Raw genomic sequence first — 15,019 nt, 5'->3', positions numbered from 1 at the left:
TTCATATTAAAACAATTGAAAATTTTAATTGCCCTATTGTTCGACAATCTGTTCATTACCCCTTTGCATAAGCCGCGTGTAATCACGGGGCGCACGCCTGCGCGCGATAAATAAAATGCAAACTTTCCGCACCCGGAAAACCATGAGCAGGCGTCATCAATCCCATCTGAATTATTCGCTTTTTTTGGCAAAAGCTTCAGCCGCAATAATTAAATGGCCAGCAGGGACTGGCACCGGAACAACAAGATCGGTTGTGTATTTTGGGATTTTTTCAACAGTGAAAAATAATTGGGCATACACATGAAAATCGGCATTGATGATATTGGGCTGTCTGTACCGCAACACTTTTTCGCACTGGAAGAACTTGCCGAACGGCACGGTATCGACCCGCAGAAGTACCTGGTCGGCATCGGCCAGGAGTTCATGGCCGTGCCGGCCCCGGACGAAGACATCGTGACCCTGGCGGCCAACGCCGCCCTGCCGCTGCTCGATGACGCCACCCGCGCCTCGATCGCCACGGTGATCCTCGCCACCGAGAGCGGCATCGACCAGTCCAAGGCCGCCGGCCTGTTCGTCCACAGCCTGCTCGGCCTGCGCGCCGACTGCCGCGTGGTGGAGTTCAAGCAGGCCTGCTACGGCGCCACCGCCGGCTTGCAGATGGCCCGTGCGCTGGTCGCCCAGCGCCCCCACGAGAAGGTGCTGGTAATCGCCACCGACATCGCCCGCTACGAGCAGAACTCCGAGGGCGAATGCACCCAGGGCGCCGGCGCCGTGGCCATGATCGTGGCCGAGAACCCGCGCCTGCTGGAGCTGCACCCGCACCAGGGCCGCTACAGCCTGGACGTCTCGGACTTCTGGCGGCCGAACCTGCGCAGCACCGCGCTGGTCGATGGCAAGCTGTCGATCGAGGTCTACCTGGAGTCGCTGCGCAACGCCTGGCAGAGCTACCGCGCCGACGGCGGCCTGGGCCTGGAAGACATGAGCTTCCTGTGCTTCCACCAGCCGTTCACCAAGATGGCGAAGAAGGCCTTCTCGGTGTTCGAGGCGATCGAACCCGAAGCAGCCAAGGCCCTGGGCGAGCAGGCCTACGCCACCAGCCAGCTGTACGGCAAGGCCATCGGCAACTGCTACACCGCCTCGCTGTACATCGCCCTGCTGTCGCTGCTGGACAACAGCGACGAGGACCTGACCGGGCGCAACATCGGCCTGTTCAGCTACGGTTCGGGCAGCGTCGGAGAATTCTTCAGCGCCACCGTGGTGCCGGGCTACCAGGCCCATTCGCGGCGCAAGGCGCATGCGCGCATGCTGGCCAGCCGCACCCGCCTGGGCCATGAGCAGTACAGCGCCTGGTTCTACGGCGACAACCACCCGGCCGTGGCCGACTACAGCACGCCGTACGTCACCGGCGGCGCGTTCCGCTACGGCGGTTGCGAGGGTTATCGCCGTCAGTACGAGAGCACCGCCCTGTCCCTGAAGATGGCGAGCTGACGACCATGAGCGACGTGCTGCTGAGCTGGCCGCAACCTGCGGTCGCCTGCCTGACCCTGAACCGTCCGCATGCCGGCAACGCCCTCGACGAGGCCCTGCTCGGGGCCTTGCACGAGCAGCTGCAGGCCCTCGCCGAGCACCCGGGGCTGCGCGCCCTGGTGCTCGACGGCGCCGGCGAGCACCTGTGCACCGGGGCGGACCTGGAGTGGATGCGCCGCAGCCGCGAGTTCGACCATGCGCGCAACCTGGAGGACGCCAGCCTGCTGGCCAACGTCCTGCAGCGCCTGGACGACTTCCCGGTGCCGGTGCTGATGCTGGCCCGCGGCGCGGTGTTCGGCGGGGCCTTGGGCCTCTTGTGCTGCGCCGACCATGTGCTGGCCGCCGAGGATGCGCGTTTCTGCTTCAGCGAGGCGCGCCTGGGCCTGGCCCCGGCCTTGATCAGCCCCTACGTGGTGCGCGCCATGGGCGTGCGCCAGGCACGGCGCTACATGCTCTCGGCCGAGGTGTTCGGCACCGAGGACGCGCTGCGCCTGCAGCTGGTCCACCGCCTGGTGCCCGCCGCCGAGCTGGAGCAGGCCCGCGACCGCTGGCTGGCCACCCTGCTGCAGACCGGCCCCCAGGCCAGTCGCGAGATCAAGCAGATGCTGGCGCGCCTGGCAGGCCGCGACCACCTGCTCGACGAGCAGGGGTGCAACCTGCAGCTGATCGCCCGCCTGCGCACCTCCAGCGAGGGCCAGCACGGTCTTGCCGCCTTCTTCGAACGCAGCCGCCCCGACTGGGCGCAATGAACCCTGGGTGCGCGGACCACGAAGCCCGCGCCGTTCCGGCGTCGCCGACGACGCCCGACCTATGAGAAAAGGATTTTGCCATGTGTGGTTTCATCGGTGTCTACCAGTCCAAACGCAACAGCATCAGCGACCAGTCGATCCTCGACGCCCTGGCCGCCATCAACCACCGCGGCCCGGACGAGCACAGCCTGTGGCGTGACCCGGGCGAGCGCGCCGTGCTTGGCCATACCCGCCTGAGCATCATCGGCCTGGACAACGGCATGCAGCCGATCGTCGCCGACGAAGGCGACCTGGCGGTGATCGTCAACGGCGAGTTCTACGACCACGAGCGCATCCGCGCCGAGCTGCAGGCCGAAGGCGCGATCTTCAAGACCGCCTCGGACAGCGAGATCGCCCTGCACCTGTACCGCCGCTCCGGCATGGCCGGGCTCAAGGAGCTGCGCGGCGAGTTCGCCATGGTCCTGTTCGACCGCCGTCGCCGCCTGATGCTGGCGGTGCGCGACCGCCTGGGCATCAAGCCGCTGTTCTACACCCAGCATGAAGGCAACTGGTACTTCGCCTCCGAGATCAAGGCCCTGCTGGCCGCCGGCGTCAACCCGACCTGGGACGAGAACGCCTACGCCAGCCGCGCCTTCTACCTGCGCGACCACACCCTGTTCGAAGGCGTGCGCAGCGTGCAGCCGGGCTGCTGGGTGATGGTCGACCACGGCGGCCTGCACAGCGGCCGTTACTGGGACATGGAATTCGCCCGCCGCGACACCCCGGCACCGAGCGACGAGGCCGGCATGATCGAGGCCGTGCGCGCCTCCATCGAAGAAGCCGTGCGCCTGCGCCTGCGCGCCGACGTGCCGATGGGCGTGTACCTGAGCGGCGGCATCGACTCCTCGGCGATGCTGGGCATGGCCACCGCCCTCAAGGGCGAGCCGCTGGATGCCTTCAACCTGTCGTTCACCGACATGGACGACTACGACGAGAACCGTTTCGCGCGCATGGCCGCCGAGCACAATGGCGCGCGCTTCCACACCATCGAGATCACCCAGGACGACCTGGCGGATAACTTCGAGCAGGCGGTATGGCACAACGAGACGCCGTTCTTCAACGCCCACGGCGTGGCCAAGTACATCCTCAGCAAGGAAGTGCGCAAGGCCGGCCTGAAGGTGGTGCTGACCGGCGAAGGCGCCGACGAAGTGTTCGCCGGCTACCCGCACTTCCGCCGCGACATGTTGCTGTACAACAACGAACAACAAGACCCGAAAGTCATCGACCTGCTGCGCCAGCGCATCCAGGCCAACGAACAGGGCTACACCAACGCGCACATGCCCCACGACATCCACTGGATGGTCGACCAGCTCAAGCACGGCGTGTCGTGGCTGGACAACCAGGCCGGCTGGTTCAAGGCCCTGGAGAGCCTGTACCGCGGTGACTTCCGCGACCACTTCACCGGTGTCGACCCGTATCGCCAGTTCTTCGACCGCCTCGACCACGGCAAGCTCGCCGACCGCGATCCGGTGCACAACTCCATGTACCTGTGGGCCAAGTCGTACCTGCCGAACTTCGTCCTCACCACCCTGGGCGACCGCATGGAGATGGCCAACAGCATCGAAGGCCGCGTGCCGCTGCTCGACCACCACGTGGTCGAACTGGCCTGCCAACTGCCGGTGTGGATGAAGGTGCGCGGCGCCACCGAGAAGTACGTGTTCCGCGAAGCCATGCGCCCTTACCTGCCCAAGGCCCTGTACGAGCGCAAGAAGCACTACTTCCGCGCGCCGCCGGCCACCCTGCAGCAGCAAGGCCGCCTGTGGCAACTGGTGCAGGACACCCTGCACAGCCGTGACCTGGACGCGCTGCCGTTCTTCGACGCGGCCAAGGTGCGCAGCCTGCTCAAGCAACTGCCGACCCTCAGCGCCCAGGAACAAGGCCTGCTCGACCCGATGCTGATGGAGCTGACCAGCCTGTGCCTGCTGCAGCGCCGCTACCGCATGAGCGGCCAGAGCTGGAACACCTTGAGCGAGGTGGCCGCATGAAGATCGCGATCATCGGCGCCGGCCTCAATGGCTTGGCCTGCGCCCTGATTCTCAAGCGCTTCGGCCTCGAGGCCACGGTGTACGAGCGGGCCCATGGCCCGCGCGACTCGGGCACCGGCATCTACGTCTGGCCCCAGGGCGTGCAGGTGCTGCGCTTCCTGTTCAACGACACCAGCTTCATCGGCCGCGGCAAGGCCATCGAGTTCCTCGACACCCATGGCCGCGACGGTCGCCTGATCCACAGCCAGCCGGTACGCCCGGACGGCCTGGGGATCCCGGCGCCGGCGGTGATGTTCCCACGCCCCGAGCTGTTCGGCCTGCTGCGCGAACGCCTGGCGCCGGGGCAGATCCGCTACCAGATGGGTTGCGAGAAGGTGGAGAAGGTCGGCGAACAGGCGCGGGTTACCTTCAGCAACGGCGAGCAGGAAGACTTCGACCTGGTGATCGGCAGCGATGGCGTCGGTTCCACCGTGCGCCAGTGCCTGGAGCCGGGCCTGACGCCCTATGACACGGGCCTGGTGGCCAGCCGCGGCATGGTCGAGTTCGACTCGCCGCTGCTGCTGCCCGACCGTTGCCAGATCTTCGCCTCGGAGTTCTCGCGGGTGGTCACCTACCCGCTGGCGGCCGACCGCCCGTACCGCTACTGGTTCGCCGCCTACCAGCACCGCAACCAGCCGCTGCTCGACCGCGACGGCCTGGTAAAGCTGTTTGCCGACCTGCCGCCGGATGTGGTGCGGATGATGCAAGCCACCGAGCACGAGCAGATCCTCACCCACAAGATGATGGCGCTGACCGGCGCCGGCTGCTGGCAGAACGGCCGCGTGGTGATGCTCGGCGACAGCATCCACGCCATGCTGCCGACCCTCGGCTACGGCCTGACCCTGGGCCTGGAGAACGCCTTCATGCTCGCCCAGGCCCTGGTCGGCTGCTGCGACGAGCGCCTCGACAGTGCCCTGCAGCGCTACGAGATCCGCGCCGCCGAGCGTTCGCGGGTGATGCTGGAAGTGATGCGCGACATGACCGACCTGTACTACTTCGAGGAAGACAGCGCCATGACCTCGTCGCGGATCCGGCCGATCGTCGAGCGCTTCCACGACCTGGCCCTGACCACGGTGTTCTGAGGAGGCCGCCATGACTGACGCATACCGCCAGCGCCTGCAAGCCTTTGTCCAGGCGCAGATCACGCCGAACATCGATGCCTGGGAACAGCTCGGCGCCTACCCCGCCGCGCTCAACCGCGAGGCCGGCGCCGCCGGCCTGCTGGGCCTGGGCCACGACCATCGGCAGCTGCCCGACGACCCACGGGCGGTGGCCGTGCTCATCGAGGAACTGACCCGCAGCGGCGCCCAGGGCATCACCATGGGCCTGGGCTCGCACTTCGTCAGCCTCAAGGCAGTGCAGGCCACCGGCCACCCGATCGTCCACGACCTGGTGCCGACGGTGCTCGACGGCCGCCAGAGCATCGCCCTGGCGATCACCGAGCGCCAGGCCGGCTCCGACCTGCGTGCCCTGGAGTGCCGCGCCACTCGCCAGGCCGACGGCTACCGGTTGAACGGGCACAAGGCGTTCATCTGCAACGCCACCCGTGCCGACTGGCTGCTGATGGTCGGTCACTGCGAGGACGGCCTGGCGCTGTTCCTGGTGGAGGGTTCGGCCGCCGGTATCCGCCATACGCCGCGCCGCGCCCTGGGCTGGCGCTGCCTGCCGCTGGCCGACCTGGAGCTGGAGAACGTGCCGGCCATCCGCCTGACCGAGAAAGGTGGCGTGGGCCGCCTGCTGCAGGCCAGCCTGCAGCAGGAGCGGCTGAACCTGGCGGTGATGGCCATCACCAGTGCCGACATGGCCCTGCAGGCCGCCATCGACTGGTGCAAGAGCCGCCAGGTCGGCGGCAAGCCACTGTTCGACAAGTCGGTGATCCGCCAGCGCCTGGCCGAGCACTACGCGCAGCTGACGGTCAGCCGCCAGTTCGTCGACACCTGCGTGGCCCGCCAGGCCGAAGGCACCCTGGACGCGCACCAGGTCGCCATCGCCAAGAACAGCGCCGTGCAGACTTTGGAAACCCTGGCCCGCGACGCCGTGCAACTGCATGGCGCCCACGGCTGCGTCGAGCCCTCGCTGGTCGAACGCATCCACCGCGACGCCCGCCTGCTGGCCATCGGCGGCGGCACCCACGAAATCATGCTGGAAATCATTGCCCGGCACCTGTGAAGGATCACACCATGAGCACCATCAGCGACCACGCCGCCGCGCACTCGCGCGCGCTGCTCGAACACGCCTACCAGCGCTACTGCGGGCTGGAAATGCTGGAACAGTCCCCCGGCCAGTGCACCTGCCGGCTGACCGTTACCGATGCCATCGACAACCTGAGCCAGACCCTGCACGGCGGGGTGATCTACTCGATGATCGACGTCACCAGCATGCTCGCCACCCTGCCCCTGCTGGGGCCTGACGAGTACGCCCTGACCAACAGCTTCAACACCCTGCTGCTGTCGGCCACGCCGCGCGACACAGAGGTGTTGTTCCACGCCAAGGTGATCCGCGACGGTCGCAACCTGATGTTCACCCAGGCCGAGGCCTGGCGGGTCAATGCCGACGGCAGCCAGACCCGTATCGCCAGCGCGCAGTTGAGCAAGTTCAGGCTCAAGCGCGAGTGGTAAGGGCGTAATCACCCATCACGTTCATCGCGGGGCAAGCCCGCTCCCACGCGATTTGTGGGAGCAGGCTTGCCCCGCGCTCGTTCCAGCCCAGAGCCCCTGGCGATACATGACAACCTTAAGGGTAATACCCTGATTATCTGCGCTTTTCACTCCCGCCCGATTGCTCAAGACTGGCTATCACACACATCACAGAAAGGATTCGCGCAATGAATCACAAGGTCCTGGTCATCCGCTCCTCGATCAAGTCCGACGGCGGCTTCTCCGGCCAACTGGTGGACAACTTCCTCAAGCAGCTCAAAGAGGTCAACCCCGAAGCTTCGGTGGCGGTGCGCGACCTGCACGCCCAGCCCATCCCGCACCTCAATGCGGTGACCATGGACGCCCTGTTCGGCGGTGACGCCAGCAGCATCGAGGCGGCCGCGGCGCTGAAGCTGTCCAACGAACTGATCGAAGAGATCCAGGAAGCCGACCGCGTGGTGATCGGCCTGCCGCGCTACAACTTCGGCGCACCATCGATCCTGCACACCTGGGTCGACTACATCGTGCGTGGCGGCGTCACCTTCACCTATGTCGACGGCGCCCCGGTCGGGCTGCTCGACGACAAGCCGGTGCACGTGCTCAACGCCAGCGGCGGCGTCTACAGCCAGGGCACCGACACCCTGGCCGGCTGGCTGTCGCAGACCCTGGGCTTCGTCGGCCTGAACAGCGTCGAGTTCATCTACGCCGAAGGCCTTGGTATGGGCGAAGAGAGCCTGGCCGCGGGCCTGGCCGCCGCCAACCTGAAGATCCAGCACAGCATCGCCGCCCTCGGCGAGCGCCCATGCCCAAGCCTGGCCACCGCAGTAGGGAGGTAAGATGACCCGCAGCCAAGACAACCCGTCGGTCCAGGAGCTGTTCCTCAGCGAACTGGTGGCCGAGCCCAACCGCTACCACCTGTACATCTCCCACGCCTGCCCGTTCTCGCACCGGGTGCACCTGGTGCAGAGCCTGCTGGGCCTGGAAGACGCGCTGGACGTGACCTCCGTGGCGGCGCGCCGCCACGACCAGGGCTGGGAGTTCGACGAGCACGACCAGGACCCGCTGCACAAGGACGTCACCCTGCTGTCGAGCCTGTACGAGCGTTCGCGCCCGGGCTTCACCGGCAACCAGTCGGTGCCGGTGCTGTGGGACCGCCAGCAGAACCGCATCGTGCACAACGATTCGGCCGAGCTGGCGCTGCAGATGGCCACCCGCCTGCTGCCCCTGGCCAAGACCCCGATCGACCTGGTGCCCGACCGCTCCAGCTGTGACATCGTCGAGCTCAACCAGTGGCTGCACACCAACATCAACCGCATGGTCTACCACATGGGCTTCGCCCCGGACCAGGCGAGCTACGACGAGGCCTACAAGCAGTTCTTCGCGGCCATGGACACCCTCGAGCACCGGCTGCGCAAGCAGCCGTACCTGGTGGGCGGCAAGCTGAGCCTGTCGGACCTGTTCCTGCTGCCCACGCTGATCCGCTATGAGGCGGTGTACTACGTGCACTTCAAGGCCAACCACAAGACCCTGGCCGAGTACCCGGCGCTGTACCAGTACCTGGTGCGCCTGACGCAGATCCCGGCGATCTACCGCACCATCGACATGGCGCATATCAAGCTGCATTACTACTACTCGCACAACCACATCAACCCGACGCGGATCGTGCCGCAGGGGCCGGCGTTGAGCTGGTTGAACTGAGCAGTTGGCGTTTGCGGAGCAGGACCGCTTTGCGGTCCTTTCGCGGCAAAAGGCCGCTCCTACAGGAGGCCGCATCCCCCTGTACGAGCGGCCTTTTGCCGCGAAAGGGCTGCAAGGCAGTCCCGGCGGCTTAAGTCGAGAGCAAACTCCAAGCATCTTGAACGCATAGCTTACAGATGAGTGCGATTAAGCATTGTACGAAAAGTAGTATGGTGTTTCAGGCCACTTCAAGATCCACCAATCCTCCAGTAGACTGCGCACTTTGGCCGGATTAACCCGCCACGCCATGAGATCTGGAAATTATGGAAAAAAGTGCACCTCAGGTAAGAAACGCTCCACGTCCGATGCTAGTCACGTATGCGGCAATCTACTGCCTGCTCATCACCTGCAAAATTGTCTATTGGTTAGTCAGCGAAGGATGGGAAATGGCAAGGGTGGGTGATTTCGCAATGATTATGCTGGTGCCTCCAGCACTGTCATGCATTCTACTCGTCACAAGCAGCGTGTTGTTGTACAGGCGCAGCGCGAAGTCCGTATGGTGCCTGCTTGGGGCACTGCTCTTTGGCCTGACGCTGATCCCGCTCATGTTCCCAGAAATTTCTCGCCTTCCGGCGAGCTTTTACCCGCAGGCTTTTTGGTACGTACTCCCGGGCACCCTACAAGCAATGCTGCTGGTTGCTGTCTGGATCTACAGCTTGCGGATGCGCCAGAACGGTTACCTCAAATAAAAATTGCCGCGTTCAAAGCCCTGCCTCGTGCAGGGCTTTATCCATTTGGAGCTGCAGGTTTCAATCCAGTCCACGCTAGACTCTAGTGATACAGAGCATAAAACCAGAACACGACTATACGATAATTAAAATAGCCATACCGGAATGGCAGCTGCTAACACTTGATCATCTAAACTCCACATGTTCTGAAATCCCTCAGCAAAAAAAGGGCATCTTTTTGAGCACGACACCGAACCCTCTTGAGACTTGAATAGTAGTACGCCATTAAGCTCACCGCATCCGGATATCTATATTTCGCAGCCATCAACTCCTTTATAACCACAGCCGTCTTCATTCGATGTACGAACAGCCGCACCACGAACTGCTTGATTGTATTACTTCCACCATCTGCAAGCAGGTTTCTAATCAACTGCACTTGATAATAAACTGGCAAGTGGACTCGAGCTGCAACATCTGCACCCAAACGAACATTAAAATTGGCCAGTACCTGTACAACCTCCATTCTTTCACTACCTGACAACGGTCGTATTTCTTTGCAGAGGGCGTTCTCAGAACGACTATTCCTATTGACAGCAAGATCAGAAACCAGGTTTTCAATTCTATCGACCAATGGTTGCTCTCTCAGCTTTTGATCACTCATTTTTAAACACCCTACAGAAGCTTAGCCACTGGCGAAGAAAAAAGAGACAGGTTGGCCTGCCGCTTCTTCTCCTTTTACATCAGACATTCTGCGTGAAGATTTCTATAAAACTTTCAAAAGCCTGACGTACAGAGCTTTGCTCTTCTGGCGAAAACAAAAAATTCATAACTTGCTCTTCAAGGACACAGTCATATATATCAACCCCAACCCAACCCTTGGACCAAAATTCTACAGTTCCAAGCTTACCAAAGCCTTCCAACTCTATCCGTTCAAGATCACCAAAATCCCCGCCAGAGCATGACGAGTACTCCAGAGAGCACCCCTCTAAAAATGGACTTATACATTCATTGAACCATGAAGCAGTCATTAGATCTCTCGAAAAAGGGGACAGATTTATTTTCCCCACTCTAATCTCGGCCTACCTACATGACAGCTAGATCCCTTCGCTGCCAGGAGCTGGAATTAGAGTAGGAAAAATAAATCTGTCCCCTTTTCGTTTCTTTTCCGTTTTGCTCTCCCCTTTTTGCTCATTTTACTCTAATCTCGCCCTACCCACATGATGTCTAGATCCATTCGCCGCCAGAAAACGAAACTAGAGTAACGAGAATAAATCCGTCCCCTTTTCCTAGCCTTCTTTTTCTTTCCTTAACGACTTAAATCCCTAAACGGATCAAACAAAACACTTTCCCCAAGCACCCTCGCTTCTAAAGCAAGATCGCCCAAAGAACAATAAAATCCATCCATTCCATTCGTTGCTCTTGACATATTTTTCAACTCAAGCCGCAACCGATCCAACTGTTCCCCAGAGTACAACCCATAATCATCAAGACACAGCTCCGAGAGCAATGGATAATTTTTAGAATCCGCATTTATGAGCATTGAAATGGCATCTTTAGGAATTTCAATTACCTTCAGCACTCCATCCAACCCCGCAGCGGCCCTTTCCTTACTCCACAACATGGCACAGTACATTTAGAATGTTTTCCCTGGAAAAGCGCTCACAAGATTACCTTTATGACCAGTAATCACTGTCATAGTACTCGCTGGAAGAAAAGGGGACGGATTTATTTTCTCTAAGAGCAGTAAAAATATATCTACCCCGTTCCCCGTCCTTTTCCCGCCCGTCCCTTTTTCTTTGCCCCCTTTCCCTGTTTTAGTCGACAGAAAATGATGAGAAATAAAATGAAAATAACTCACCCTCAAGATCGCTAAACTTATAGCGCATCCTATCAAGACCAGAGTCCAATTTTTCTACATTCATATGCATAAGCTGAGTCAACCCTCCACCAAAATCGCGAATCGCAAACTGACTGACATCGAAGAACCTCACACGAACAGCAGCACCCCATACATCTTCAGATTCCGAAATTGATAGAGACAGATCATAGGCCACCCCCTCATCATTCAACTGAACATTAATAGAGTGCAAGCAATTATTAGCAATCAGGACCGAAAAAGGGGACAGATTTATTTTCCCCACTCTAATCTCGGCCTACCTACATGACAGCTAGATCCCTTCGCTGCCAGGAGCTGGAATTAGAGTAGGAAAAATAAATCTGTCCCCTTTTCGTTTCTTTTCCGTTTTGCTCTCCCCTTTTTGCTCATTTTACTCTAATCTCGCCCTACCCACATGATGTCTAGATCCATTCGCCGCCAGAAAACAAAACTAGAGCAAAAAAGGGGACAGATTTATTTTCCCTGCTCTAATCTCGCCCTACCTACATGAAGGCTAGGTCCGTTCGCCGCCAGGAACCGAAATTAGAGTAGTAAAAATAAATCTGCCCCTTTTTCACTCCTTTCCCCCTAATTATTTATACGCCCTAGGAACTCAATCATTGCTAATGGATCACGCTCCACTAATTCATCGATCAAGTCTACCGCTGCCCAGTGCGGAATCATATCCCCCCCATCACCATCCTTACAGAGAACCAACTCACCTGACAAAGCTGGATCGACAACATCTATTTCTCTATCGCTCAATGCCATCAAACCACCGTAACCTTCGTAAGGGATGACCCAATAAAAACGCTCCTTTCCAACCCAGTAAACCCCAAACACTTGAACAGAATCTTTTCGCCCAACTTCACGAATAATCATACCCATATCACTCAATAAAAAAAGGGACAGATTTATTTTCCCTGCTCTAATCTCGCCCTACCTACATGAAGGCTAGATCCGTTCGCCGCCAGGAATCGAAATTAGAGTAGGAAAAATAAATCTGTCCCCTTTTTCTGCTTTTCCGTTTATGCCTGCATTCTCATCACCCCACTTAACCTTACTTGAAGCAAGATCATCAACCGCCCCGCCAGCTGCTTTTGCACCCTTAGCTTATAAAGCCAGAGGACCTACAAAAATCTAAATTTCCAATAATCTTTAAACTCCAAAACCCAGTACTTCTCTCTGTCCGGAATCAAGTATCCGAAATCAGCACACTTAGCAAACCAGCCAGGATAGGCCGAATCTTCATGAGCCCTTCCATTGTCCATATGCAGGTATATCTCTCTATCAAAATTCACATAAAACATCGGGAGCCTAGATGCAACAGCATTAGCAGCCTTGAAATAATTAACATTCAGCTCCGCCCCAGAAAGATAGTACTGCTCAATTTTTTCATACAAATCCCCCTCCAGATCAAGCCCCATCATAAGGATACTCTTAAGATTCTCCTGTGAAAGAATCTCCCTCCCATCGCCGCCAATGTATTGCAGGAAGTTATCTGATGTAAGTTTAAGAAGACCACCCCTGAACTCATTGCAAGCCAAAAAATATTGCTCCTTTGTTATATACCCCTTATCAAGATAGGCCCGATAATCCTTCTCCGCATCCAGACAGAAATTATACTTATAATCCACAACCCAAAAGCATCGCCCCAAATGAACAAAAATACAGATGCTTTTTTCACCATCCCACAGCTCGCCAAATAGTGCCTGACTTAGTTTCATCGTCCAAACTCCTTCAGAAATTCGCTTTGTGAGTAGACCCGCGCGTTGCTTGAGTGTTTTTCAAGCAGCGACTCCCATACCTTGGGTAGTTCCAGCGCAGTACCTGGCTCGGAAAAAGGGGACAGATTTATTTTCCCTGCTCTAATCTCGCCCTACCTACATGAAGGCCAGATCCGTTAGCCGCCAGGAATCGAAATTAGAGTAGGGAAAATAGATCTGCCCCCTTTTTCACAGTCCCCTTTTTCACAAATTGGACAATTGATCTTTCACCCATTGCTCATGCTCATCTACAACGTACTTATAATTCGATGACGAATGGTACGCATTCTCCGGTAAAGCTTCCACACCTGAAGCCATGGACAATGGTGCGTCAGCAGGCCATTCCCAACACGACCAAAATTCAGACAATTTTATCAACCCATATACTGGATCAGAGTCTATATTTAACAATAACTCCTCCAACGCAACCGCTCGCCAAACCTTCCTGGATCGGAGCATATCCGACTTTCGGAGCATACAGATTTTTTCTAATTGCGCACACAGTTCAGATTCCGGCAGTTCACTATCACAAGCCAAACTGACAATTAAATCATATGCCGGACTGTCTTCAGCAATACTTTCAAGTTCTTTATTTGCAAAATTATCCACATATAATCCCGGCAAACTCCCTACAAGACCAGGAACACCGGAGACGCCCTGAAGCATCACACCCCAGTCAGTCAATTCATATTTGGAGATTCGTTCATATACCACTTCAATCATGGCTTCACCGGTATACCATTAAAGGGGACAGATTTATTTTCGCTACTCTAATTTTGGCCTGCCCTGCTTCCTTCGCTCAATACGTTTTCCAGTGATCTGCGCGATCTCGTCCACGAACCGGCTACTACCCGTCAATTGTCCTCGCTGAATAGCGTCTCGAATCAGGCTAAGCTCTCCGTCCGATATCGCCTGCCTCACAAACTCGGCGTAGCGCTTGCGCCGGAGCTCTTCAGTTTCCCCCAATGCTTCAAACAAGGGATTATCATCAAGCCAATTCTGCCGTTTCGCAGCCCCCATCCTGATCGAATAACTCGACCAAGGATAATCACCAGCCTCAACTGTCATCCGCGCCCGGACTGGATTCAATTCGATGTAGCGGCAACAAGCCAACAGGTAGGTGTCAGACTGCACAATGCTGGACTTAAAACGACTTTCCCACAATGTACCGGAACGACCCTCTAGTCGATTACGATAGCGCGTCGCTCGCGCCGCCAGCGTCTTCATCAGCTGGCTAAGGCCTGCGCAAGCGTCATCAGGAACCAACAATAGATGCACATGGTTGGTCATCAAGCAGTACGCATAGACTTTCACTCCAAAGGCATCCTTCAACTCTCGGAGATCGGCTAAGTAGCGTTGAAAGTCCGTGTCTTGCGCAAACACAACCTGTCGATTGTGACCCCGATGGACAATATGATGCGGGCAGTGTGGTAGCAGTACTCGTCCACCTCTAGGCATGACGGCATCCTCCTTGGATCACCTTGACGACTGATGAATCAGGAGAATGACATGACTGCTCGATTCCTTCGACCCCACAAGGGCCGAAATTAGAGTAGGAAAAATAGATCTGCCCCCTTTTCCCCTGTTTTCCCCTTTTCCCTGCCGTCTCTTTTCCGTCCACTTGTCCACTTCTCGATGACAAAGTCACGATATCAATACTTATCTGGGAGTGCTACGATAGAGCCCCATTAACGCCAACTCAGAATCCCAATGAAAGCCATATATTTCACGATAACGATCTTGCTAACTATTTGCGGCTGCCAGAGTCAAAATTCAAACCACTTTGAGACACCTGAAAAATCAAACAAAGATCTCAAGGCGTTCGACAGTGAGTACCAGAATCGCCTGAACCTAAAAAGGGGACAGATTTATTTTCCCTACTCTAATCTCGCCCTACCTACATGAAGGCTAGGTCCGTTCGCCGCCAGGAACCGAAATTAGAGTAGGAAAAATAAATCTGTCCCCTTTTCCTGCTTTTCCTGGAAAGCAATCCACGT

At 57.9% G+C, this 15,019-nt stretch carries 17 protein-coding genes; 9 read left to right on the top strand and 8 right to left on the bottom strand.

Annotated features, from left to right (window positions below):
• Nucleotides 1–300 precede the first annotated feature (300 nt).
• From KHO27_RS04245 to KHO27_RS04205, 9 genes are all read left to right on the top strand, one after another.
• Nucleotides 301–1,488, top strand: coding sequence for a hydroxymethylglutaryl-CoA synthase (locus KHO27_RS04245; RefSeq protein ID WP_110704543.1), 1,188 nt, complete (start codon nucleotides 301–303; stop codon nucleotides 1,486–1,488).
• Between the two features lie 5 nt (nucleotides 1,489–1,493).
• Nucleotides 1,494–2,276, top strand: a complete 783-nt coding sequence (locus tag KHO27_RS04240; protein ID WP_046856508.1) for an enoyl-CoA hydratase-related protein — start codon at nucleotides 1,494–1,496, stop codon at nucleotides 2,274–2,276.
• 80 nt (nucleotides 2,277–2,356) lie between these two features.
• A complete protein-coding gene (gene asnB, locus KHO27_RS04235) occupies nucleotides 2,357–4,300 on the top strand; it encodes an asparagine synthase (glutamine-hydrolyzing) (RefSeq protein ID WP_102683557.1) in 1,944 nt (647 codons plus the stop codon).
• Nucleotides 4,297–5,421: an FAD-dependent oxidoreductase gene (locus KHO27_RS04230; protein WP_214501264.1), complete on the top strand. Its 1,125-nt coding sequence runs from the start codon at nucleotides 4,297–4,299 to the stop codon at nucleotides 5,419–5,421. Before asnB ends, KHO27_RS04230 begins: the two co-directional genes overlap by 4 nt.
• A 10-nt stretch (nucleotides 5,422–5,431) precedes the next feature.
• Complete coding sequence (locus KHO27_RS04225; protein WP_214501263.1) at nucleotides 5,432–6,508, top strand: acyl-CoA dehydrogenase family protein; 1,077 nt, start codon at nucleotides 5,432–5,434, stop codon at nucleotides 6,506–6,508.
• Nucleotides 6,509–6,519: 11 nt separating this feature from the next.
• Nucleotides 6,520–6,957 (top strand): PaaI family thioesterase, encoded by a 438-nt coding sequence (locus KHO27_RS04220; RefSeq protein ID WP_214501262.1) that lies wholly within the window; start codon nucleotides 6,520–6,522, stop codon nucleotides 6,955–6,957.
• Between the two features lie 206 nt (nucleotides 6,958–7,163).
• Complete coding sequence (locus KHO27_RS04215; protein WP_023629104.1) at nucleotides 7,164–7,811, top strand: FMN-dependent NADH-azoreductase; 648 nt, start codon at nucleotides 7,164–7,166, stop codon at nucleotides 7,809–7,811.
• Nucleotide 7,812: 1 nt separating this feature from the next.
• Nucleotides 7,813–8,673 (top strand): glutathione S-transferase C-terminal domain-containing protein, encoded by an 861-nt coding sequence (locus tag KHO27_RS04210; RefSeq protein WP_023629105.1) that lies wholly within the window; start codon nucleotides 7,813–7,815, stop codon nucleotides 8,671–8,673.
• Nucleotides 8,674–8,975: 302 nt separating this feature from the next.
• Nucleotides 8,976–9,401 (top strand): hypothetical protein, encoded by a 426-nt coding sequence (locus KHO27_RS04205; RefSeq protein ID WP_146230451.1) that lies wholly within the window; start codon nucleotides 8,976–8,978, stop codon nucleotides 9,399–9,401.
• 169 nt (nucleotides 9,402–9,570) lie between these two features.
• On the opposite strand, the gene KHO27_RS04200 is transcribed toward KHO27_RS04205, so the two are convergent.
• The 8 genes from KHO27_RS04200 to KHO27_RS04165 form a co-directional block, all read right to left on the bottom strand.
• Nucleotides 9,571–10,041, bottom strand: a complete 471-nt coding sequence (locus KHO27_RS04200) for a hypothetical protein (RefSeq protein WP_146230452.1) — start codon at nucleotides 10,039–10,041, stop codon at nucleotides 9,571–9,573.
• A gap of 79 nt (nucleotides 10,042–10,120) precedes the next feature.
• Nucleotides 10,121–10,408 (bottom strand): hypothetical protein, encoded by a 288-nt coding sequence (locus tag KHO27_RS04195; protein ID WP_214501261.1) that lies wholly within the window; start codon nucleotides 10,406–10,408, stop codon nucleotides 10,121–10,123.
• Between the two features lie 278 nt (nucleotides 10,409–10,686).
• Entirely contained in the window at nucleotides 10,687–11,001 is a 315-nt protein-coding gene (locus KHO27_RS04190; protein WP_214501260.1) for a hypothetical protein, read from the bottom strand.
• A 193-nt stretch (nucleotides 11,002–11,194) separates the two neighbouring features.
• Nucleotides 11,195–11,434, bottom strand: coding sequence for a hypothetical protein (locus KHO27_RS04185; RefSeq protein WP_250888406.1), 240 nt, complete (start codon nucleotides 11,432–11,434; stop codon nucleotides 11,195–11,197).
• A 410-nt stretch (nucleotides 11,435–11,844) separates the two neighbouring features.
• A complete protein-coding gene (locus tag KHO27_RS04180; RefSeq protein WP_214501259.1) occupies nucleotides 11,845–12,138 on the bottom strand; it encodes a hypothetical protein in 294 nt (97 codons plus the stop codon).
• Between the two features lie 248 nt (nucleotides 12,139–12,386).
• Entirely contained in the window at nucleotides 12,387–12,983 is a 597-nt protein-coding gene (locus KHO27_RS04175) for a hypothetical protein (RefSeq protein WP_214501258.1), read from the bottom strand.
• Between the two features lie 243 nt (nucleotides 12,984–13,226).
• Nucleotides 13,227–13,745, bottom strand: coding sequence for a DUF2247 family protein (locus KHO27_RS04170; RefSeq protein WP_214501257.1), 519 nt, complete (start codon nucleotides 13,743–13,745; stop codon nucleotides 13,227–13,229).
• A gap of 42 nt (nucleotides 13,746–13,787) precedes the next feature.
• Nucleotides 13,788–14,480 (bottom strand): transposase, encoded by a 693-nt coding sequence (locus KHO27_RS04165; RefSeq protein WP_139674983.1) that lies wholly within the window; start codon nucleotides 14,478–14,480, stop codon nucleotides 13,788–13,790.
• Nucleotides 14,481–15,019: the final 539 nt, after the last annotated feature.

It is taken from the genome of Pseudomonas sp. RC3H12, assembly GCF_018596375.1.
Taxonomy (GTDB): domain Bacteria; phylum Pseudomonadota; class Gammaproteobacteria; order Pseudomonadales; family Pseudomonadaceae; genus Aquipseudomonas.
Note: the sequence above shows the minus strand (reverse complement) of the source record. Positions and strands in the feature narration are given on the sequence as shown.

What these genes read in the sequence shown, in the direction of transcription:
- KHO27_RS04245 (WP_110704543.1), top strand. Translation starts at nt 301, where the DNA reads ATGAAAATCGGCATTGATGATATTGGGCTGTCTGTACCGCAACACTTT.
- KHO27_RS04240 (WP_046856508.1), top strand. Translation starts at nt 1,494, where the DNA reads ATGAGCGACGTGCTGCTGAGCTGGCCGCAACCTGCGGTCGCCTGCCTG.
- asnB (WP_102683557.1), top strand. Translation starts at nt 2,357, where the DNA reads ATGTGTGGTTTCATCGGTGTCTACCAGTCCAAACGCAACAGCATCAGC.
- KHO27_RS04230 (WP_214501264.1), top strand. Translation starts at nt 4,297, where the DNA reads ATGAAGATCGCGATCATCGGCGCCGGCCTCAATGGCTTGGCCTGCGCC.
- KHO27_RS04225 (WP_214501263.1), top strand. Translation starts at nt 5,432, where the DNA reads ATGACTGACGCATACCGCCAGCGCCTGCAAGCCTTTGTCCAGGCGCAG.
- KHO27_RS04220 (WP_214501262.1), top strand. Translation starts at nt 6,520, where the DNA reads ATGAGCACCATCAGCGACCACGCCGCCGCGCACTCGCGCGCGCTGCTC.
- KHO27_RS04215 (WP_023629104.1), top strand. Translation starts at nt 7,164, where the DNA reads ATGAATCACAAGGTCCTGGTCATCCGCTCCTCGATCAAGTCCGACGGC.
- KHO27_RS04210 (WP_023629105.1), top strand. Translation starts at nt 7,813, where the DNA reads ATGACCCGCAGCCAAGACAACCCGTCGGTCCAGGAGCTGTTCCTCAGC.
- KHO27_RS04205 (WP_146230451.1), top strand. Translation starts at nt 8,976, where the DNA reads ATGGAAAAAAGTGCACCTCAGGTAAGAAACGCTCCACGTCCGATGCTA.
- KHO27_RS04200 (WP_146230452.1), bottom strand. Translation starts at nt 10,041, where the DNA reads ATGAGTGATCAAAAGCTGAGAGAGCAACCATTGGTCGATAGAATTGAA.
- KHO27_RS04195 (WP_214501261.1), bottom strand. Translation starts at nt 10,408, where the DNA reads ATGACTGCTTCATGGTTCAATGAATGTATAAGTCCATTTTTAGAGGGG.
- KHO27_RS04190 (WP_214501260.1), bottom strand. Translation starts at nt 11,001, where the DNA reads ATGTTGTGGAGTAAGGAAAGGGCCGCTGCGGGGTTGGATGGAGTGCTG.
- KHO27_RS04180 (WP_214501259.1), bottom strand. Translation starts at nt 12,138, where the DNA reads ATGATTATTCGTGAAGTTGGGCGAAAAGATTCTGTTCAAGTGTTTGGG.
- KHO27_RS04175 (WP_214501258.1), bottom strand. Translation starts at nt 12,983, where the DNA reads ATGAAACTAAGTCAGGCACTATTTGGCGAGCTGTGGGATGGTGAAAAA.
- KHO27_RS04170 (WP_214501257.1), bottom strand. Translation starts at nt 13,745, where the DNA reads ATGATTGAAGTGGTATATGAACGAATCTCCAAATATGAATTGACTGAC.
- KHO27_RS04165 (WP_139674983.1), bottom strand. Translation starts at nt 14,480, where the DNA reads ATGCCTAGAGGTGGACGAGTACTGCTACCACACTGCCCGCATCATATT.